General features: G+C 72.8%; 19 protein-coding genes. 2 read left to right on the top strand and 17 right to left on the bottom strand.

Annotation, left to right across the window (positions count from 1 at the left end; translation table 11 throughout):
• Positions 1 to 82 precede the first annotated feature (82 nt).
• Positions 83 to 646 carry a bifunctional pyr operon transcriptional regulator/uracil phosphoribosyltransferase PyrR gene (gene pyrR / locus ABZ621_RS14020; RefSeq protein ID WP_360604030.1) on the bottom strand — a complete coding sequence of 188 codons (564 nt, stop codon included), beginning with the start codon at positions 644 to 646 and terminating at the stop codon, positions 83 to 85.
• A 256-nt stretch (positions 647 to 902) separates the two neighbouring features.
• Between pyrR and bldD the strand changes: the two genes are divergently transcribed.
• Positions 903 to 1,403 (top strand): transcriptional regulator BldD, encoded by a 501-nt coding sequence (bldD, locus tag ABZ621_RS14015; RefSeq protein WP_015032294.1) that lies wholly within the window; start codon positions 903 to 905, stop codon positions 1,401 to 1,403.
• Between the two features lie 196 nt (positions 1,404 to 1,599).
• Here the strand turns inward: bldD and nusB are convergent, their stop codons facing one another.
• The 15 genes from nusB to ABZ621_RS13940 all read right to left on the bottom strand — a co-directional run bounded on the left by nusB (position 1,600) and on the right by ABZ621_RS13940 (position 15,291).
• Positions 1,600 to 2,037 carry a transcription antitermination factor NusB gene (nusB, locus tag ABZ621_RS14010; protein ID WP_169092715.1) on the bottom strand — a complete coding sequence of 146 codons (438 nt, stop codon included), beginning with the start codon at positions 2,035 to 2,037 and terminating at the stop codon, positions 1,600 to 1,602.
• Between the two features lie 2 nt (positions 2,038 to 2,039).
• Positions 2,040 to 2,606: an elongation factor P gene (gene efp / locus ABZ621_RS14005; protein WP_030745513.1), complete on the bottom strand. Its 567-nt coding sequence runs from the start codon at positions 2,604 to 2,606 to the stop codon at positions 2,040 to 2,042.
• Positions 2,607 to 2,655: 49 nt separating this feature from the next.
• The gene (locus tag ABZ621_RS14000) at positions 2,656 to 3,768 is read right to left on the bottom strand and encodes a M24 family metallopeptidase (RefSeq protein WP_360604027.1); all 1,113 of its coding nucleotides are present in this window, start codon (positions 3,766 to 3,768) and stop codon (positions 2,656 to 2,658) included.
• Positions 3,769 to 3,836: 68 nt separating this feature from the next.
• The gene (locus ABZ621_RS13995) at positions 3,837 to 4,745 is read right to left on the bottom strand and encodes an AAA family ATPase (protein WP_360604025.1); all 909 of its coding nucleotides are present in this window, start codon (positions 4,743 to 4,745) and stop codon (positions 3,837 to 3,839) included.
• Between the two features lie 293 nt (positions 4,746 to 5,038).
• On the bottom strand, positions 5,039 to 5,491 hold the full coding sequence (gene aroQ / locus ABZ621_RS13990; protein WP_360604023.1) for a type II 3-dehydroquinate dehydratase: 453 nt from the start codon (positions 5,489 to 5,491) through the stop codon (positions 5,039 to 5,041).
• Positions 5,488 to 6,585: a 3-dehydroquinate synthase gene (gene aroB / locus ABZ621_RS13985; protein WP_360604021.1), complete on the bottom strand. Its 1,098-nt coding sequence runs from the start codon at positions 6,583 to 6,585 to the stop codon at positions 5,488 to 5,490. Before aroB ends, aroQ begins: the two co-directional genes overlap by 4 nt.
• Complete coding sequence (locus tag ABZ621_RS13980) at positions 6,582 to 7,100, bottom strand: shikimate kinase (protein ID WP_360604019.1); 519 nt, start codon at positions 7,098 to 7,100, stop codon at positions 6,582 to 6,584. Before ABZ621_RS13980 ends, aroB begins: the two co-directional genes overlap by 4 nt.
• The gene (aroC, locus tag ABZ621_RS13975; RefSeq protein ID WP_360604017.1) at positions 7,097 to 8,281 is read right to left on the bottom strand and encodes a chorismate synthase; all 1,185 of its coding nucleotides are present in this window, start codon (positions 8,279 to 8,281) and stop codon (positions 7,097 to 7,099) included. Before aroC ends, ABZ621_RS13980 begins: the two co-directional genes overlap by 4 nt.
• A 114-nt stretch (positions 8,282 to 8,395) precedes the next feature.
• On the bottom strand, positions 8,396 to 8,623 hold the full coding sequence (locus ABZ621_RS13970) for a hypothetical protein (RefSeq protein ID WP_360604016.1): 228 nt from the start codon (positions 8,621 to 8,623) through the stop codon (positions 8,396 to 8,398).
• 47 nt (positions 8,624 to 8,670) lie between these two features.
• The gene (locus ABZ621_RS13965; RefSeq protein ID WP_360604014.1) at positions 8,671 to 9,513 is read right to left on the bottom strand and encodes a shikimate dehydrogenase; all 843 of its coding nucleotides are present in this window, start codon (positions 9,511 to 9,513) and stop codon (positions 8,671 to 8,673) included.
• The gene (gene mltG / locus ABZ621_RS13960) at positions 9,497 to 11,257 is read right to left on the bottom strand and encodes an endolytic transglycosylase MltG (protein ID WP_360604012.1); all 1,761 of its coding nucleotides are present in this window, start codon (positions 11,255 to 11,257) and stop codon (positions 9,497 to 9,499) included. The genes ABZ621_RS13965 and mltG overlap by 17 nt, the downstream gene beginning before the upstream one ends.
• Positions 11,258 to 11,358: 101 nt before the next feature.
• Positions 11,359 to 11,823: a Holliday junction resolvase RuvX gene (ruvX, locus tag ABZ621_RS13955; RefSeq protein ID WP_200428327.1), complete on the bottom strand. Its 465-nt coding sequence runs from the start codon at positions 11,821 to 11,823 to the stop codon at positions 11,359 to 11,361.
• A gap of 2 nt (positions 11,824 to 11,825) precedes the next feature.
• Entirely contained in the window at positions 11,826 to 14,495 is a 2,670-nt protein-coding gene (alaS, locus tag ABZ621_RS13950) for an alanine--tRNA ligase (protein WP_360604010.1), read from the bottom strand.
• On the bottom strand, positions 14,495 to 14,845 hold the full coding sequence (locus tag ABZ621_RS13945) for a DUF6167 family protein (RefSeq protein ID WP_360604008.1): 351 nt from the start codon (positions 14,843 to 14,845) through the stop codon (positions 14,495 to 14,497). Before ABZ621_RS13945 ends, alaS begins: the two co-directional genes overlap by 1 nt.
• A gap of 5 nt (positions 14,846 to 14,850) precedes the next feature.
• On the bottom strand, positions 14,851 to 15,291 hold the full coding sequence (locus ABZ621_RS13940) for a DUF948 domain-containing protein (RefSeq protein WP_360604006.1): 441 nt from the start codon (positions 15,289 to 15,291) through the stop codon (positions 14,851 to 14,853).
• A 179-nt stretch (positions 15,292 to 15,470) separates the two neighbouring features.
• On the opposite strand from ABZ621_RS13940, the gene ABZ621_RS13935 reads away from it, so the two are divergent.
• Positions 15,471 to 17,630: a regulator gene (locus tag ABZ621_RS13935; RefSeq protein ID WP_360604004.1), complete on the top strand. Its 2,160-nt coding sequence runs from the start codon at positions 15,471 to 15,473 to the stop codon at positions 17,628 to 17,630.
• A gap of 29 nt (positions 17,631 to 17,659) precedes the next feature.
• Here the strand turns inward: ABZ621_RS13935 and rpsD are convergent, their stop codons facing one another.
• Positions 17,660 to 18,274 carry a 30S ribosomal protein S4 gene (rpsD, locus tag ABZ621_RS13930; protein ID WP_043228069.1) on the bottom strand — a complete coding sequence of 205 codons (615 nt, stop codon included), beginning with the start codon at positions 18,272 to 18,274 and terminating at the stop codon, positions 17,660 to 17,662.
• Positions 18,275 to 18,531: the final 257 nt, after the last annotated feature.

The following is an 18,531-nucleotide window of genomic DNA, read 5'->3' as shown; positions in this document are numbered from 1 at the left end:
GGTTTCTCTCCGGGGTGGGGAGGCATCAGGGCATGCGGGCGCGCGGGCGGGGTGCCCGGGCTCCGCGGGGTGGCCGGTCCGGCTAGGAGGCGGACTTGCCGCCGAGCAGGACGGTGTCGCGACCGTCCTCCTCGGCGAGCTGGACCTTGACGGTCTCCCGCAGCGACGTGGGGAGGTTCTTGCCGACGTAGTCGGCGCGGATCGGGAGCTCGCGGTGGCCGCGGTCGACGAGGACGGCGAGCTGGACCGCGCGGGGGCGTCCGATGTCGCCGAGGGCGTCGAGGGCGGCGCGGATGGTGCGGCCCGAGAAGAGCACGTCGTCGACGAGGACGACCAGGCGGCCGTCCACGCCGTCCCCGGGGATCTCGGTGCGGCCGATGGCGCGCGCCGGCTTCAACCGGAGGTCGTCGCGGTACATGGTGATGTCGAGGGAACCGACCGGAATCGCGGCACCGGTGATCGATTCGAGCTTCTCGGCGAGCCTGCGGGCGAGGTAGACGCCGCGGGTGGGAATGCCGAGGAGGACCACGTCGTCGGCGCCCTTGGCGCGCTCGACGATCTCGTGGGCGATCCGGGTCAGGACCCGGGCGATGTCGGGGGCCTCGAGAACGGGCCGCGCCACATCGGTGTGCTCGTGCGTGTCCATGAAGAAAGGACCTCCTTCTCCGCCTCACGGGACGGTTCTTAAAGGACGTCGGAAAGTACGGCGTCCACTTTAGCAGGGACGCTCGCACAGGCTTTCCCGGGGCCCCCTCCCCCGCTCCGACCTGCGGCGGACCGTCCCCCGGGAGGGGGTGGCGAGCCCTTTTCGGCTTGACGGGAAAGAGTAACGCTGCGTAACCTCACAGTGAGTTACCAGCCGCGCGGCGCAGCCGCATGTCGTCACAGCGTCCGGGAGCGTTATGTCCAGCGAATACGCAAAGCAGCTCGGGGCCAAACTCCGCGCCATCCGCACCCAGCAGGGCCTGTCCCTCCACGGGGTGGAGGAGAAGTCCCAGGGCCGCTGGAAGGCCGTGGTGGTCGGCTCGTACGAGCGCGGCGACCGCGCCGTGACCGTACAGCGTCTGGCCGAGCTGGCGGACTTCTACGGCGTGCCGGTGCAGGAGCTGCTGCCCGGTACGACCCCCGGCGGCGCCGCCGAGCCCCCGCCGAAGCTGGTCCTGGACCTGGAGCGCCTGGCCCACGTCCCGCAGGAGAAGGCCGGCCCCCTCCAGCGCTACGCCGCGACGATCCAGTCGCAGCGCGGCGACTACAACGGCAAGGTGCTGTCGATCCGCCAGGACGACCTGCGCACCCTGGCCGTCATCTACGACCAGTCCCCCTCGGTCCTCACCGAGCAGCTGATCAGCTGGGGCGTGCTCGACGCGGATGCGCGCCGCGCGGTCGCCCACGAGGAGAACTGACCCCCTCCACAGCACCTGCAGAAACGTGCCGCCGGGCCCGTGGACGTCATCCGACGACCACGGGCCCGGCGCTTTTCGCGTCCCCGTCCCACGGCCGCCCTCACCCGAACGGGTCAGGGCGGCCCGTCCGGATAACGCGAAGGGGCCCGCGGCACCGAACGGTGCGGCGGGCCCCTTCGCAGGGCCGTGTGCGGGACTAGGCGTCCACGTCGCGGCGGAGTCGGGGCTTCAGGTCCTTGAAGCGCCCGAGGAGACCGTTGACGAAGGCCGGGGAGTCGTCCGTGGAGAACTCCTTGGCGAGCTGCACGGCCTCGTCGATGGCCACCGCGTCCGGCGTGCCGTCCTCCCAGATCAGCTCGTACGCGCCGAGGCGCACGATGTTCCGGTCGGCGGCCGGCATCCGGTCGAGGTCCCAGTCCACCGCGTAGGTGGCGATGAGCTCGTCGATCCGGGCCACGTACTGGGCGTATCCCTCGACCAGCTGCATGGTGAAGTCACCGACCGCGGGCTGGCGCTCGTCGGCACGGTGGAGCCGGATCTGGTCCGCGAGGACCTCCTGGACCGAAGTGCCGCGCTGGTCGGCCTCGAACAGGATCTGGAAGGCCCGCCTGCGGGCCTTGCTCCGGGCGGCCACGGTTAGCTGTTCACCCGGCCGAGGTAGTCGCTGGTGCGGGTGTCGACCTTGACCTTCTCACCGGTGGTGATGAAGAGCGGGACCTGGATCTCGTGGCCGGTCTCCAGCTTGGCGGGCTTGGTGCCACCGGTGGAGCGGTCGCCCTGGACGCCCGGCTCGGTCTCGGCGATGACGAGCTCGACGGCGGCCGGCAGCTCGACGTAGAGCACGGAGCCCTCGTTCTGCGCGACGAGCGCGGTGAAGCCCTCGATGAGGAAGTTGGCGGCGTCGCCGACGACCTTGCGGTCGATGTGGAGCTGGTCGTAGGTGTCCAGGTCCATGAAGACGAAGTAGTCGCCGTCCATGTAGGAGAACTGCATGTCGCGCTTGTCGACGTTCGCGGTCTCCACCTTCACGCCGGCGTTGAAGGTCTTGTCGACGACCTTGCCGGACAGCACGTTCTTGAGCTTGGTGCGCACGAAGGCCGGGCCCTTGCCGGGCTTGACGTGCTGGAACTCGACGACGGACCAGAGCTGGCCGCCTTCGAGCTTGAGCACCATGCCGTTCTTGAGGTCGTTCGTGGAAGCCACGGTTGCGGAATCTCCTGGACTGACGTGGGACCGAGGAGGCGTACGCGCCTCACAGCGCGAGCAGCTCCTTGGTCGTGATGGTGAGTAGCTCGGGTCCGCCGTCCGCCTCCTGGCGCACGACGAGCGTGTCATCGATCCGGACCCCGCCCCGGCCCGGGAGGTGGACCCCCGGTTCGACGGTGACCGGCACACAAGCGTCCAGTTTACCCATGGCCGAGGGGGACAACTGCGGGTCCTCGTGGATTTCGAGCCCCACGCCGTGTCCGGTGAGCGGAACGGCGGTCTCCGCATGGCCCGCGGCGTCGAGGATCTGGCGTGCCGCGCGGTCCACGTCACGGTACCCGGCGCCGGGCACGAGGGACTCCCGGCCGGCCCGCTGAGCGGCGAAGACGAGCTCGTACAGCTCGATCTGCCAGTCGGCGGGCGCGGTGCCGATGACGAAGGTCCGGCCGATCTCGCAGCGGTAGCCGTGGTAGTCGGCGCCGAGGCAGACGGAGAGGAAGTCGCCCTCCTCGACCCGGCGGTCGGTGGGCCGGTGGCCGCGCCGGCCGGAGTGCGGCCCGGTGGCGACGGAGGTGGGGAAGGCGGCCCCGTCGGCGCCGTGGTCGACGAGCCGCCGCTCCAGTTCGAGGGCGAGGTGGCGTTCGGTGCGGCCGACGAGGATGGACTCCAGGAGCTCGCCGAGGGCCTGGTCGGCGATCTCGGCGGCGATCCGCAGACAGCCGATCTCGTCCTCGTCCTTGACCACCCTGAGCTGTTCGACGGCGCAGGCGAGGTCGGCGAGGCGGAGGCCGGGAGCGGCGGCGGCCAGGCTGCGGTGGCGGGCCACCGTCAGGTCGTGCTCCTCGACGGCGAGCCCGTCGGCGCCGCAGCGGCGGGCGAGTTCGGCGGCGGCGACGGCCGCGTCGCCGCCGCCGAGCGGCAGCTGCTGCTGCCGGAGCGCTTCGTCGAGCCGTCCGTCGAGGGGCTCGCCCTCGGCGGCGAGCGGCCGGATCAGCAGGTCCGCGCCGGGCTCGGGGCCGACGAGGAGGACGGCGCCGGGCGGGGCGCCGCCCGCCAGATAGCGGACGTTGGCGGGACGGGACACCAGGGCCGCCGCACTGCCCGCTGCCGCGACCCGGTCGCGCAGCCTGACCCGGCGGTCCGCATACACCTGTGACATGCCTCCGAGCCTACGAGCCGGGCCCCGGCCCGGCCTGTCGGCGGCGGCCGACCGGGGAACGCCCGCCGTCAGCCGGCGGGCGGCGCGGCTATCGCCCGGGCCAGCGCCTCGTCGATGAGCCGGGCGGTGGCGTCCACGTCGAGCGCGGAGTTGTCGATGATCGGCAGCCCGGAGCCGTACCAGCCGGCCATCCGGCCGTGGATCGCGGCGACCTCCTCGTCGGAGAGCCGGCGGTTGCCGGCGCGCTGGGCGTTGCGCTCCAGGACGACCTCCAGGCCGGGCAGGAGGACCACCGGCAGCAGGCCGGGGCCGACGTGCCGCTTCCAGCCGCCGAGCCCGACGGCGGGCCGGTCGGGGAAGACGGCGTCGTCGAGGATGCAGGAGATGCCGTTGGCGAGGAAGTTGCGGGCGGCGAAGCCGCAGGTGCGGCGGGCGAGGCGGTACTGCGCCTCGGAGTGCTCGTTCCACCCCGACTGCGGGTCGGCGAAGCCGGAGCAGACCCATTCCCGGACGTCGTCGAGGCTGATGTGGGCGGTGGGGACGGGCCGGCGGGTCGCCCAGTGCCGGGCGACGGTCGTCTTGCCGGCGCCGGCGGGCCCGATGAGCAGCACGGCGAGCGTGGCGCCCCCGGTGCCGGGCCGGTGCTCGACGACCGGCACGGGCGGCGCGAGGGGGACGGCCCCGGTGGCGTGCGGGGACCCCGCGGAGTGCGGCGGGGCGCCTCCGCCGGGATGCGGCGGGGCGCCTCCGGGGGCGGCGCCCCAGCCCGCGCCGCCGGTCGCCGGGGGCTGTCCCGGCCGCACGGCCGGGTGCACCCCGAGCCGGCCGCCGGGCGCGCCGGACGGCGGCCCCGGGTAGGGCGCGGCCTGCGGGGGCGGAGGCGGGGGTACGGGGCCGTGGCCGCCCGCCGGGCCCAGGCCGGGCGTGTGGCCCGGCCCCTCGGGCGGTGGCAGCGGTGCCCCCACTGCGTGCTGCATCCGGTGCCACTCCGTCTCGTCGGCCTGGTAGGTCGTACGGGCGGCCGGTCCGGTGCCGCCGTCGGCCCCGCTCCGGTCCCCCCGGGGATGCCAAAACGTTACCGCCCCGTCCCCCCGCTCGGGGAACGGGCGGGACCCCGCCGAAAGTGCCCGCCGGACATGCCCGGCGGAACGGCCCGGCGGAACGGCCCGGCCGCGAGGACCGGCCGCCGGGGACGGGGCCTGCGCGCGAAGGGCGGCCGCCGCACGGCGACCGCCCCGGGTCCTGCGTACGCGCGTGTCCGCGTACCCGCTCAGAGCCGGGCGTCGAGCTCCTCGGCGAGGGCGCGCAGGGCGAGCCGGTAGGAGCCGATGCCGAAGCCGGCGATGGTGCCGGTCGCGACGGCGGCCACCACCGAGGTGTGCCGGAACTCCTCGCGGGTGTACGGGTTGGAGATGTGCACCTCGATCAGCGGGGCGGTCCGCTGCGCGGCCGCGTCCCGCATCCCGTACGAGTAGTGCGTGAAGGCGCCCGGGTTGAGCACGACCGGGACGCGCCCGTCGGCCGCCTCGTGCAGCCAGCGGATCATCTCGCCCTCGTCGTTGGTCTCGCGGACCTCGACGTCGAAGCCGAGCTCGGCGCCGAGCTCCCGGCAGGACTCCACGAGCCCCGTGTAGGAGGTGGCGCCGTAGATGTCGGGCTCGCGCGAGCCCAGCCGGCCGAGGTTCGGCCCGTTCAGCACCAGGACGCGCCGCGTTCCGCTCATGCGGAGATCTCCCCGTAGGCGGCGAAGAGGACGGCCGGGTCCGGGCCCTCCAGGACGGACGGCTTGGCGAGCCCGTCGAGGACGATGAAGCGCAGCAGGTCGCCGCGGGACTTCTTGTCCACCTTCATCGTCTCCAGGAGCTTGGGCCACTGGTCGCCGCGGTAGGTGAGCGGCAGGCCGACGGACTCCAGGACGGCGCGGTGCCGGTCGGCGGTGGCGTCGTCGAGCCGGCCGGCGAGGCGGCCCAGCTCGGCGGCGAAGACCATGCCGACGGAGACGGCGGCGCCGTGGCGCCACTTGTACCGCTCGTTCTTCTCGATGGCGTGCGCGAGGGTGTGCCCGTAGTTGAGGATCTCGCGGCGGCCGGACTCCTTGAGGTCGCCGGAGACCACGTCGGCCTTCACCCGGATCGAGCGGACGATCAGCTCGGCGGTGTGCGGTCCGGCGGGCGTACGGGCGGCCTGCGGGTCCTCCTCGACGAGGTCGAGGATCACCGGGTCGGCGATGAAGCCGGTCTTGATGATCTCCGCGAGCCCGCTGACGAAGTCGTGGACGGGCAGCGAGTCGAGGGCGGCCAGGTCGCAGAGGACGCCGGCGGGCGGGTGGAAGGCGCCGACGAGGTTCTTGCCCTCGGCGGTGTTGATGCCGGTCTTGCCGCCGACGGCCGCGTCGACCATGCCGAGGACGGTGGTCGGCACGGCGACCCAGCGGACGCCGCGCAGCCAGGTCGCGGCGACGAAGCCGGCCAGGTCGGTGGTGGCGCCGCCGCCGACGCCGACGATGACGTCGGTGCGGGTGAAGCCGGTCTGGCCGAGCGCCTTCCAGCAGTACGCGGCGACCTCGGCGGTCTTCGCCTCCTCGGCGTTCGGCACCTGGATGGCGACGGCCTCGTACCCCTGCCCGGCGAGGTCCTCGCGGAGCGCCTCACCGGTCTCGGCGAGCGCCTCGGGGTGGATGACCGCGACCCGCTTGGCCTTGTCGCCGATGAGGGTGGGCAGTTCGCCGAGCAGCTGCCGGCCGACCAGCACCTCGTACGGCTCCGTGCCCGCCGTGCCGCCGACGTGGATGCGGGTGACTTCCTGGTCCGTGGTCATGCGTCCTTCAGCTCCAGTGCGTCGAGGACCGCCTCGGCGACCTCTTCGGGGGTGCGGGCGTCGGTGGCGACCACGACGCGGGCGACTTCTTCGTACAGGTGGCGCCGGGCGTCCATCAGCTCGCGCCACTGCCGGCGCGGGTTGACGGCGAGCAGCGGGCGGGCCGCTCCGAGCCCGACCCGTCGTACGGCCTCCTCGACGTCCATCGAGAGGTACGCGACGGGCTGCCCGGCCAGCAGCGCGCGGGTGTCGGCGTCGAGGATCGCGCCGCCGCCCAGGGCGAGGACGCCCCGGTGCTCGGCGACGGCCCGCGTGACGGCGGCCTTCTCCAGGGCGCGGAAGCGCTCCTCGCCGTCCTCGACGAAGATGTCGGCGATCTCGCGGCCCTCGGCGGCGACGATGTCGGCGTCGGTGTCCCGGTAGGGCGCGCCGAGCCGTTCGGCCAGGAGCGCGCCCACCGTGGACTTGCCGGAGCCCATCGGGCCGACGAGGACGACCAGCGGGCCGCCGGTCACCGGATGCGGAGGTTGTCGAGGTACGACCGGACGTTGCGCCGGGTCTCGGGGACCGAGTCGCCGCCGAACTTCTCGACGACGGCGTCGGCGAGGACGAGGGCGACCATGGCCTCGGCGACGATGCCGGCGGCCGGGACGGCGCAGACGTCGGAGCGCTGGTGGTGGGCCGCGGCTGCCTCGCCGGTGGCGACGTCGATGGTGGCGAGGGCGCGCGGGACGGTCGCGATCGGCTTCATGGCGGCGCGGACGCGCAGCAGTTCGCCGGTGGTGAGGCCGCCCTCGGTGCCGCCGGAGCGGCCGGAGGTGCGCTTGATGCCGTCCTCGGTCCTCACGATCTCGTCGTGGGCCTGGGAGCCGGGCACCCGGGCGAGGTCGAAGCCGTCGCCGACCTCGACGCCCTTGATGGCCTGGATGCCCATGAGGGCGGCGGCGAGCCGGGCGTCGAGGCGGCGGTCCCAGTGGACGTGCGAGCCGAGGCCGACGGGCACGCCGTAGGCGAGGACCTCGACGACGCCGCCGAGGGTGTCGCCGTCCTTGTGGGCCTGGTCGATCTCGGCGACCATCGCCTTCGACGCGTCGGCGTCGAGGCAGCGGACCGGGTCGGCGTCGAGCCGCTCGACGTCGCCGGGGACCGGGTAGACGCCGTACGGGGCCTTGGCCGCGGCCAGTTCGACCACGTGGCTGACGATCTCGATGCCGGCGGCCTCCTTGAGGAAGGACCGGGCGACGGCGCCGAGGGCGACGCGGGCGGCGGTCTCCCGGGCGCTGGCGCGCTCCAGGATCGGCCGGGCCTCGTCGAAGCCGTACTTCTGCATGCCGGCGAGGTCGGCGTGGCCGGGGCGGGGCCGGGTGAGCGGCGCGTTGCGGCCGGTCTCCTTCAGCTCCGAGGGGTCGACCGGGTCGGCCGACATGACCTTCTCCCACTTGGGCCACTCGGTGTTGCCGACCATCACGGCGATCGGCGAACCCAGCGAGAGCCCGTGCCGGACGCCGCCGAGGAAGGTGACCTCGTCCTGCTCGAACTTCATCCGGGCGCCGCGCCCATAGCCGAGGCGCCGCCGCGCGAGGTGGTCCGCCACCAGCTCAGTGGTGACCGGGACGCCGGCGGGAAGACCCTCCAGCGTCGCGACCAGCGCGGGTCCGTGGGATTCCCCAGCGGTCAGCCAACGCAACCTGCTCAACGATGCTCCTCATGCTCGCGCCTGGGCACTGCGACGGCAGGACCGGGCGCGCGGCCCTGACCCGCCACCCCCGATCCTCCCACGTCCGGGCCCTGACCTCGGCCCTCGGTCCAGCTATCGGACGCGTGCCTCGTCCTCGTGGACGTCGGCGGCGGCCGCGGGCTCGTCGGCGGACCGTTTCCGCAGCCAGCTGACGAAGCCGTACACCACGGTCAGCCCGAAGAGCGCGAGCACGGTGTACCGCGCCCACGCGGGCAGTGAGCTGAGGAAGCCCACGTACAGAAAGCGCAACGCGTCGAAGGCCAGATCCGCCTTCGACGCGAGCGTGATGTCCCCGTCCATCCCCGTTCCCCCTGGGTGTCATGGCACCCCGGGGCGGCCGCGCGGGGTCAGCGCGCGGCGAGCGCGGCCTCGCCGGCGGCGCGCATGGCGGCCAGCGGGGCCTTCGGGGCGCCCGTCATCTGTTCGACCTGCAGCACCGCCTGGTGGACCAGGAGGTCCAGGCCGCCGATGATCTTACCGGCGCGTTCGGACCAGGCGGCCGCGAGCCGGGTGGGCCAGGGGTCGTACAGGACGTCGAAGAGGGTGCCGGGGCGGTCGGGGACGGCCGCCGCCAGTCCGTCCGTCGCGCCCGCCGGGGTGGTGGCGACGACCAGCGGCGCCGCGAGGGCCTCCGCCGCGTCGTCCCAGGCGGCGGTGCGGACGTCGACGCCGAGGCGCTCGCCCCAGCCGCGCATCTCCGCGGCCCGTGCCTCGCCGCGTACGTAGGCGGTGACCGGGCCCGCGCAGACGCGGGCCAGGGCGGCGAGCGCGGAGGAGGCGGTGGCGCCCGCGCCGAGGATCGCCGCGGACTCGACCTTCTCGACGCCGCGCTCGCGCAGGGCGGCGATCATGCCGGGGATGTCGGTGTTGTCGCCGACCCGGCGGCCGTCCTCGCGGAAGACCACCGTGTTCACGGCCTCCACGGAGGCGGCCGTCTCGCTGACCTCGTCGAGCAGCGGGATGATCGCCCGCTTCAGCGGCATGGTCAGCGAGAGCCCCGCCCACGAGCCGTCGAGCTCCGCGACGAAGCCCGGCAGCGCCGCCTCGTCGACCTCGAAGCGCTCGTAGGACCAGGCGTCGAGACCGAGCTCCGCGTACGCGGCCCGGTGCAGGACCGGGGAGAGCGAGTGCGCGATCGGCGAACCGAGGACGGCGGCGCGGCGGCCGGCGGCACTAGTTCGTGTTGGCATTGAACTTGTCCTTGAGCTTCTCGAACTCGGCGTACGTCTTCGCGAACTCGGTCTTGTTCATGCCGTCGGTCGCCACGAAGTACATCCAGCCGTCCTTCGTCGGGTCGAGCATGGCGGCCAGGGCCTCGACACCGGGGTTGCTGATCGGACCGGGCGGCAGACCGACCTGGGTGTACGTGTTGTACGGGTCCTGGTTGGTGTTCGCCTCGTTCTCCGAGATCTTGATCTCGGACTGGCCCTTCAGGTAGTTCAGGGCCGAGTCGAACTGGAGCTTCCGGTTCGTCTCCGTGTTGTCCGGCTGGAGGCGGTTGTAGATGACCTCGGCCATCTTGCGGAAGTCGTCGTGCGTCTTGCCCTCGGCCTGCACCAGGCTCGCGACCGTCACGAGCTCCCAGGCGTTCTCCAGGCCGTGCGCCTTCGCCCTACCCTCCAGGTCCAGCTTCGTGTACTCCTGGTTGGCGCGGCTGACCATCTTCTTGAGGGCGTCCTCGGGCTTGGAGCCCTTCGCGACCGGGTAGCTCGCGGGGAAGAGGAAGCCCTCCAGGGGGTCCTTGACGTTCTTGTGGTTCTTCGCCCAGTCCGGCAGGCCCAGGGAGTCGGCCTTCGAGACCGCGATCTCCTTGGTGCTGCCGGGGTCGAGGCCGAGGCGGGTGTCGAGCTGCTCGTAGACCCAGGCGTTGCGCTTGCCCTCGGGGATGATGAGGTTGGCCTGGCTCGCCGGATCCAGCATCAGCGCGACCGCGCTCTCCGCCGACATCTCCTTCTTCAGGGTGTAGGCGCCGGCCTGGATCGTGTTGCCCTTCTCGTTCTTCTTCTGGGCGGCGACGAAGGCGTCGACGCTCTTCACGACGCCGGCCTGTTTGAGGATGTTGCCGATCTCGTTGCCGAAGGCGCCCTTCGGGATCTCGACCTGGACCTCGCCGCTGCCGCCGCCCGCGTAGTCGGGCGCCTCGCCGAACTGGCCCTGCCAGAACTGGTAGCCGAAGTAGCCGATGCCGCCGACGCCGCCCACGATGACGGCGGCGACGACGAGGCAGGCCATGCCGTTCTTGCCCTTGCGCTTCCGCTCCTTGCCACGGCGCTCGCGGTCGCGGTCGTCGCCGCCGCGGCCCCGGCGCGAGGCCGGTTCGTCGTCCTCGTAGCCGTCCTCGTCGTCACCGCCGAAGAAGGGGTGCAACTCCTCCGGCTCGGGCTCGGGCTCCGGTTCCGGGTGGGCGGGCTCGGGCTGCGGCGGCCGCTGCCGGCGGCCGGGCGGCTGCGGCGGCGGGTACGCCTCCGGCGTGCCGTACAGGTCGGGCTGCTGGCCGCCGTACGGATCGGCGGGCGGCGCGTTGTAGGCCATGGCGGCCTGGCCGGTCTCCCAGTTGCCGTCGTACGCGTGTGCGGGATGCCCGGGCGTGTCGTAGCCCTGCTCCGGGTACCCCTGATGCCCCTGCGCGCCCTGGTCCCAGCCGCCCTGGCCGTACGCCTGCGGCTGCGCCTCCTGCGGGTCGACGTACCCCTGCTGCGGGTACTGCTGCTGGTACGCGGCCTGCTGCTGCGCGTGCTGCTGCTGCGCGTACGGGTCGGTCCCGTAGCCCTGCTGGGCGTACGGGTCCTGGTAGGCCTGACCACCCTGCGCGTACGGCGTCGCCTGGTGCGGCTGCTGGTGGTACTGCTGCTGACCTTCCCACCCCTGGTCCCCGTACAACGGGTCCGTGGGGTGCCACGGTTCGGAGCCAGGGCCCCGGCCATACTCAGTCATCGATCCCCAAACAGCCGCGAGGCTTCCGGACGATCCGCCTCTACGTAGTGCGGCAGCTGTTCGAACACCGCCGCATCGCGCGGAACGTTACCGTATCGCGATCAGATGACCACTTCGACGCCCTCGCCGGGCGGATTACCTGATACCCGTTCGGACTCAAGAGCGTTCTGAAGGATGATCACAGCGGCGGCCTGGTCGATGACGGACCGCCCCTTCTTGGACTTCACACCGGAGGCCCGCAGCCCCTGCGTGGCCGTCACCGTGGTCATCCGCTCGTCGACCAGACGGACCGGCACCGGGGCGACGCCCTTCGCCATCTCCCTCGCGAAGGCCCGGACCTTGGTGGCCGCGGGGCCCTCCCGCCCGCTGAGCGAGCGGGGCAGGCCCACGACGACCTCGATCGGCTCGTACTCCTCGACGATCTGGCGGAGCCGCCGGTGGGCGGCCGGGACGTCACGTCCCGGCACGGTCTCCACCGGCGTGGCGAGGACCCCGTCGGGGTCGCACGAGGCGACCCCGATCCGGGCGTCCCCGACGTCGACCGCGATACGGCGGCCGCGGCGCATCGTCACGCCGTCTCCACCACGAGACGCTCGACGGCGGCGATGGCCTCGCCGACGGCCTCCGGGTTCTGGCCGCCGCCCTGGGCGACGTCCGGCTTGCCGCCGCCACCGCCACCGAGGGTCTTGGCGGCCGTGCGGACCAGCTCGCCGGCCTTGAGACCGCGCTCGCGGGCGGCCTCGTTGGTGGCGATGACCGTCAGCGGCTTGCCGTTGGCCGTGGTGAAGAGGGCCACGACGGCCGGGCGGTCGGACGGGATGCGGCCGCGCACGTCGAGGACGAGCCTGCGCAGGTCGTCGGCGCCGGTGCCGTCCGGGACCTGGCCGGTGACCAGGGCGAGGCCGCGGATGTCCTTGGCGGAGTCGACCAGGCCGCCGGCGGCCTGGAGGACCTTCTCCGCGCGGAACTTCTCGATCTCCTTCTCGGCGTCCTTCAGCTTGCCGAGCATGGAGGAGATCTTCTCCGGCAGCTCCTCCGGGCGGCCCTTGACCAGCTCCTGGAGCTGGGCGACGACCGTGTGCTCCTTGGCGAGGAAGTTGTACGCGTCGACGCCGACCAGGGCCTCGATGCGGCGCACGCCGGAACCGATGGAGGACTCGCCGAGCAGCTTCACCAGGCCCAGGGCCGAGGTGTTCTTGACGTGCGTGCCGCCGCACAGCTCCTTGGAGAAGTCGCCGATGGTGACGACGCGGACCTGCTCGCCGTACTTCTCGCCGAACTCGGCGATGGCGCCCTGCCGCTTGGCCTCGTCGATCGGCATGACCTCGGCGTGGACCTCCAGCTCGCGCGAGAGGACCTCGTTGATCTTCTGCTCGACGTCCATGAGGACCGTGCCGGGGACGGCGTTCGGCGAACCGAAGTCGAAGCGGAAGCGGCCGGGCTGGTTCTCGGAACCGGCCTGGGCGGCCGTCGGGCCGAGGGCGTCGCGCAGCGCCTGGTGGGTGAGGTGGGTGGCCGAGTGGGCGCGGGCGATGGCCCGGCGGCGGCGCACGTCGATGGTGGCGTAGGCGGTGGAGCCGACGGTCACCTCGCCGACCTGGACCGAGCCCTTGTGCACCGAGACGCCCGGGACGGGCTGCTGGACGTCGCGGACCTCGATCACGGCGCCGGAGTGCAGCCGGATGCGGCCCTGGTCGGCGATCTGGCCGCCGCCCTCGGCGTAGAAGGGGGTGCGGTCGAGGACGACCTCGACCTCGTCGCCCTCGGAGGCGGCCGGCGACGGGACGCCGTTCACCAGCAGGCCGACGACCGTGGACTCGCCCTCGGTGTTGGTGTAGCCGGTGAACTGGGTGGCGCCGGAGGTGTCGGCGATCTCGCGGTAGGCGGAGACGTCGGCGTGGCCGGTCTTCTTGGCCTTGGCGTCGGCCTTGGCCCGGTCCCGCTGCTCCTGCATCAGGCGGCGGAAGCCGGTCTCGTCCACGGAGAGGCCCTGCTCGGCGGCCATCTCCAGGGTGAGGTCGATCGGGAAGCCCCAGGTGTCGTGGAGCAGGAAGGCCTTCTCGCCGGCGAGGACCGTGCCGCCGGCGGCCTTGGTCTCGGTGACGGCGCTGTCGAGGATGTTCGTGCCGCCCTTGAGGGCCTTCAGGAACGCGGCCTCCTCGGCGAGGGCGACCGTCTCGATGCGCTTGCGGTCGGTCTCCAGCTCCGGGTACTGCTCGCCCATCGTCTTGATGACCGTGTCGACGAGCTCGCCGACGACCGGGCCGGTGGCGCCGAGCAGGCGCATGTTGCGGACGGCGCGGCGCATGATGCGGCGCAGCACGTAGCCGCGGCCCTCGTTGCCCGGGGTGACGCCGTCGCCGATGAGCATGACCGAGGTGCGCATGTGGTCGGCGACCACGCGCAGCGAGACGTCGCTGTCCTTGGTCTTGCCGTAGGCGACGCCGGTGAGTTCGGTGGCCTTGTCGATGACGACCTTGAGGGTGTCCGTCTCGTACATGTTCTGGACGCCCTGGAGGATCATCGCCAGGCGCTCCAGGCCGAGGCCCGTGTCGATGTTCTGGGCCGGCAGATCGCCGAGGATCGGGAAGTCGTCCTTGCCGGAGCCCGCGCCGCGCTCGTACTGCATGAAGACGAGGTTCCAGATCTCCACGTACCGCTCGTCGTTGACGGCCGGGCCGCCCTCGACGCCGAACTCGGGGCCGCGGTCGTAGTTGATCTCGGAGCAGGGGCCGCAGGGGCCGGGGACGCCCATGGACCAGAAGTTCGGGCCCATGCCCAGGCGCTGGATGCGCTCGGCGGGGACGCCCACGACGTCGCGCCAGATGCGCTCGGCCTCGTCGTCCTGCTCGTAGACGGTGATCCAGAGCTTCTCCGGGTCGAGCCCGTAGCCGCCGTGCTCGACCGAGGAGGTCAGCAGCTCCCAGGCGAGCTTGATGGCGCCTTCCTTGAAGTAGTCGCCGAAGGAGAAGTTGCCGCACATCTGGAAGAACGTGCCGTGGCGGGTGGTCTTGCCGACCTCTTCGATGTCCGGGGTGCGGACGCACTTCTGCACGCTCGCGGCGCGCGTGAAGGGCGGCTTGACCTCACCCAGGAAGTAGGGCTTGAAGGGCACCATGCCGGCGGGGACGAGCAGCAGAGTCGGGTCGTCCGCGATGAGCGACGCCGAAGGGACGACGGTGTGCCCGCGCTCCTCGAAGAAGCTCAGCCAGCGGCGGCGGATTTCAGCCGACTCCATCAGTGGTCCTCATTCCGGTTGTACGAGATCGTGCGCGACGAAAACGTGGTCGTGGTCTTGTGCGGGGTGGGTCCGAGGGCGGCCCGGCGGCGGGGCTGCGGAAGCTCCCGGTCCGCGGGAGGCTCCGCGTCGAGGCCGAGTGCCTCGCCGAGCTCCGCCTCGCGCTGGACCATGCCCGCCCTCACGTCGAGGGCGAAGTCCTTGAGCCGGTGGCCCGCCTCGACCGCCTTGTTCGCGGCCTGCGCCGCGAGGCTCTCGGGGGTCAACTGCTGGATCTTGCGGTTGACCTTGGTGGTGGCCCAGACGCCGGCGGCTGCGCCGGCCGTGAACCAGAACGTACGGCGGAACATCGCGGCTATCGGCCCTTCTGCTTCCGGCGCCGTGCGACCGGCACGGTACGGCCGACGATCACAGTGCGACGCCCGCTGTCGGGCGCCGCCTCCCCGCGGTCCCGGTCGCGGCCGAGCGCCTTGCGGACCCCGTAGCCGAAGGCGGCGACCTTGACGAGCGGGCCCCCGAAGGTGGAGGCGACGGTCGTCGAGAGCGCGGAGGCGTTGGCGGTGACCTCCTGGACGTCCGAGGCGATGGCGTCGACCCGGTCCAGCTGGGTCTGTGCCGAGCGGACGGTCGCCGACGCGTCGGCGAGCAGCGGCACGGCCTGTTCGGTCACCTCCGCCACGAGCCGGGTGGTCGCCCTGAGCGTCTGCGCCAGCCTCCCCAGCACCACGGCGAGGAAGGAGACGAGGATCGCCCAGAACACGGCCACCAGGATCCCGGCAACCTCTCCACCGGTCACTCCGCACCGCTCTCTGCTGTCGTCATCGGTCGTTGGGGTCCTGCGAAAAGTCGTCCCCCGAGCCTATCGCGCCGGGGCTGGGACGCCGTACCGCATTAGCGCCCGCGTTGCCGCCCCGGCACGGGAGCCGCGCGATCGGATTGTACGGAGCGCGCGCGGGTGAGTACGCTCCGTGTCCCATGCGACGCAGCAACCTCCCGGCGGAGCTCAACCGGTTCGTGGGCCGGACCGGGGAGCGGGCCGAACTGGCCGCGCTCCTGGCCGAGTCCCGTCTCGTCACCGTGCTCGGTGTGGGCGGGGTCGGCAAGACCCGACTCGCCCTGAAGACCGCCGCCGAGGTGCAGAAACGCTACGGCGAGGGGGTGCGGCTCGCGGAACTGGCGCCGCTGCGCGACCCCGGGCTCGTCGAGCACGCCCTGATCGAGGCGCTCGGCCTGACCGACCACACGCCCCGCGCGCCCCGCGAGGTGCTGAGGGAGCACCTCGCCGAACGCCGGCTGCTCCTCGTCCTCGACGGCTTCGAACACCTGGTGGACGACTGCGCCCCGCTCGTCCACGAGCTGCTCACGGCGGCACCGGGGCTGACCGTCCTCGCCACCGGACGCCGCCCGCTGCGGCTGCCGGGCGAGGCGGTGCTGAGGCTGACACCGATGGCCGAGCCGGACGCCCTCGCGCTGCTCACCGAGCGGGCGGCCGGGGCCGGCGCGCCCGCCCTCGACGCCGACGCGTCGGTACGGGAGCTGTGCCGGCGGCTCGACGGGATCCCGCTCGCCCTCGAACTGGCCGCGGGCCGGCTGCCGCTGCTCTCCGTGGAACAGCTGCTCGCCCGGCTCGACGACCGCTTCCGGCTGCTCGGCGGCAGCGGACGCGGAGTCCTCCCCCGCCACCAGACGCTGCGCACCGCGATCGGCTGGAGCCACGAGCTGTGCACGCCGGAGGAGCGGCTGCTGTGGGCGCGCCTCTCGGTCTTCGCGGGCCCCTTCGACCTGGAGGCCGTCGAGTACGTGTGCGGGGGCCCCGACCTGCCGCCGGAGGCGGTCCTCGACCTGCTCGGCGGTCTGCTCGCGCAGTCGCTGGTGACCCGGGAGGACACGGCGGCGGGCCCGGGCTACCGGATGCTGGACACGGTGGCGGCGTACGGGGCGGAGTGGCTGGCCCAGCTCGGGGACACCGAGCGGATGCGCAGGCGGCACCGGGACTGGTACATGGGCCTGGCGACCTGGTGCGAGCTGGAGTGGTTCAGCCCCCGCCAGGCGGAGGTGGCGGCGCGGACGGCGGCGGCGCTGCCGAACCTGCGGGCGGCGCTCGACCTCTGCCTGGAGCTGCCGGAGGACGCGCACCTGGCCCAGCACCTGGCGGGCACGCTCTGGTTCGCGTGGGTGGGGTGCGGGCGGCTCGCGGAGGGGCGGCACTGGCTGGACCGGGCCCTCGCCCTGGAGTCCGGGCACGAGGAGGCGCGGCTCAAGGCGCTGTGGGTGCTCGGCTACGTGGCGGTCCTGCAGGGCGACGCGACGGCGGCGGTGGCGGCGCTGCACTCCTGCCGGGAGCGGGCGCGCGCCTCGCGGAACCGGCTGGCGGAGGCGTACGCGACGCACCGGATGGGCTGTCTGGCGCTGCTCACGGACGACTTCCCGCGCGCCGAGGAGCTGCTGAGCCGGGCGCTCGACGCCTACGGCGAGCTGGGCGAGCTGAACAGCAATGTGCTGATGGGCCAGGTGGAGCTCGCGATGGCACGGGCCTTCCGGGGCGATCTGGAGGGCGCGACGACGATCTGCCGGGACGTGCGGGAGGTCTGCGAGGAGCGCGGGGAGCGGTGGACGCGGGCATACGCGCTCTACGTGCTCGCGTACTCGGCCTGGACGCGCGGCGCGCTCGCGCAGGCGCGTGAGCTGCTCGTGGAGTGCGTGACGATCAACCACCTCTTCCGCGACCTGGTGGGGGTGGTGCTCGCGGTGGAGCTGCTCGCGCTGGTCACGGTGGGCGAGGGCGACGCCGTGGAGGCCGCGGTGCTCCAGGGGGCGGCGCTGCCGGTGTGGGACGCGGTGGGGATCCAGCTCTTCGGGTCCGGTGCCTTCGACGGGCCGCGGGCGCTGTGCGCGGGGCGGGCGGTCGAGGAGCTGGGGGCGGAGCGGTACGAGGAGGCGCTGCGGTTCGGCCAGGGGCTTTCGCTGGACGAGACGGTGGAGCGGGCGCTCGCGGACCGGCCGTCGGCGGTCGGGGCCGGGCGGCCCGGGGAGGCGGCGCGGCGGCCGTTCCGCTCCGCGCGTCCGCCGGTGGTGCCGGGAACGCGGAAGCCCGCCGGCTCCCCCACCGGAAAGGGCGGGGAAGCGGCGGGCTGAACACCGCGGGTGAGTCTGCGGCCGCTGGATCAGCGGGCGTAGTACTCGACGACCAGCTGCTCGTCGCAGATGACCGGGATCTCCTTGCGGTTCGGCTCGCGGTCCAGGCGGAAGGCCAGGGCCTTCAGGTTGACCTGGAGGTAGCGCGGGGTCTCGCCGTCGGGGGCGAAGCCACCCTCGCGGGCGACCTGGAACAGGGTCTTCGCGCGGGACTTCTCGCGGACCATCACGACGTCGTCGGGACGGACGCGGAAGGACGGCTTGTCGACCTTGCCACCGTTGACCTGGATGTGGCCGTGGACGACCATCTGACGGGCCTGGTAGATGGTGCGGGCGATGCCCGAACGCAGGACCAGGGCGTCGAGACGGCGCTCGAGCTCGACGACCAGCGCCTCGCCCGTCTTGCCCTCGGCCTTCTTGGCGCGGTCGTAGGCGCGCGCCATCTGGCGCTCGCTGATGTCGTACTGGGCACGCAGACGCTGCTTCTCGAGCAGACGGACCTTGTAGTCCGAGTTCTGCTTGCGGCCACGGCCGTGCTCGCCCGGCGGGTAGGGACGGGCCTCGAAGTACTTGACGGCCTTCGGCGTCAGCGCGATACCGAGCGCACGAGACTTCTTGACCTTGGGGCGGGCCTGGTTCGGCATGAACCAACCTCTCTGTCTGAACGAATACGGCTTCACCAGTGGTTAGGGAGGTCGCATCCGCAGCCGGGAAAACCCGTCGGGTCCGCGAGGGACCTGTCGGGCAGCCGCTTCCCGGTCTGGGCACGTACGTGCAGCACGCGAACGACCCACCGCCGGTCCCGGGAACCCGGGGGGTGGTGGGTGGCACGCGACACCTTCGAGGTGCGCGACGCTCCTGGAAACCCTGCCCGGGGGCCGGGTCTCCTGCTGACTGTCCC

The organism is Streptomyces sp. NPDC007863, assembly GCF_040633895.1.
Taxonomy (GTDB): domain Bacteria; phylum Actinomycetota; class Actinomycetes; order Streptomycetales; family Streptomycetaceae; genus Streptomyces.
Note: the sequence above shows the minus strand (reverse complement) of the source record. Positions and strands in the feature narration are given on the sequence as shown.

What these genes read in the sequence shown, in the direction of transcription:
- pyrR (WP_360604030.1), bottom strand. Translation starts at nt 646, where the DNA reads ATGGACACGCACGAGCACACCGATGTGGCGCGGCCCGTTCTCGAGGCC.
- bldD (WP_015032294.1), top strand. Translation starts at nt 903, where the DNA reads ATGTCCAGCGAATACGCAAAGCAGCTCGGGGCCAAACTCCGCGCCATC.
- ABZ621_RS14000 (WP_360604027.1), bottom strand. Translation starts at nt 3,768, where the DNA reads ATGTCACAGGTGTATGCGGACCGCCGGGTCAGGCTGCGCGACCGGGTC.
- ABZ621_RS13995 (WP_360604025.1), bottom strand. Translation starts at nt 4,745, where the DNA reads ATGCAGCACGCAGTGGGGGCACCGCTGCCACCGCCCGAGGGGCCGGGC.
- aroQ (WP_360604023.1), bottom strand. Translation starts at nt 5,491, where the DNA reads ATGAGCGGAACGCGGCGCGTCCTGGTGCTGAACGGGCCGAACCTCGGC.
- aroB (WP_360604021.1), bottom strand. Translation starts at nt 6,585, where the DNA reads ATGACCACGGACCAGGAAGTCACCCGCATCCACGTCGGCGGCACGGCG.
- ABZ621_RS13970 (WP_360604016.1), bottom strand. Translation starts at nt 8,623, where the DNA reads ATGGACGGGGACATCACGCTCGCGTCGAAGGCGGATCTGGCCTTCGAC.
- ABZ621_RS13965 (WP_360604014.1), bottom strand. Translation starts at nt 9,513, where the DNA reads ATGCCAACACGAACTAGTGCCGCCGGCCGCCGCGCCGCCGTCCTCGGT.
- mltG (WP_360604012.1), bottom strand. Translation starts at nt 11,257, where the DNA reads ATGACTGAGTATGGCCGGGGCCCTGGCTCCGAACCGTGGCACCCCACG.
- ruvX (WP_200428327.1), bottom strand. Translation starts at nt 11,823, where the DNA reads ATGCGCCGCGGCCGCCGTATCGCGGTCGACGTCGGGGACGCCCGGATC.
- alaS (WP_360604010.1), bottom strand. Translation starts at nt 14,495, where the DNA reads ATGGAGTCGGCTGAAATCCGCCGCCGCTGGCTGAGCTTCTTCGAGGAG.
- ABZ621_RS13945 (WP_360604008.1), bottom strand. Translation starts at nt 14,845, where the DNA reads ATGTTCCGCCGTACGTTCTGGTTCACGGCCGGCGCAGCCGCCGGCGTC.
- ABZ621_RS13935 (WP_360604004.1), top strand. Translation starts at nt 15,471, where the DNA reads ATGCGACGCAGCAACCTCCCGGCGGAGCTCAACCGGTTCGTGGGCCGG.
- rpsD (WP_043228069.1), bottom strand. Translation starts at nt 18,274, where the DNA reads ATGCCGAACCAGGCCCGCCCCAAGGTCAAGAAGTCTCGTGCGCTCGGT.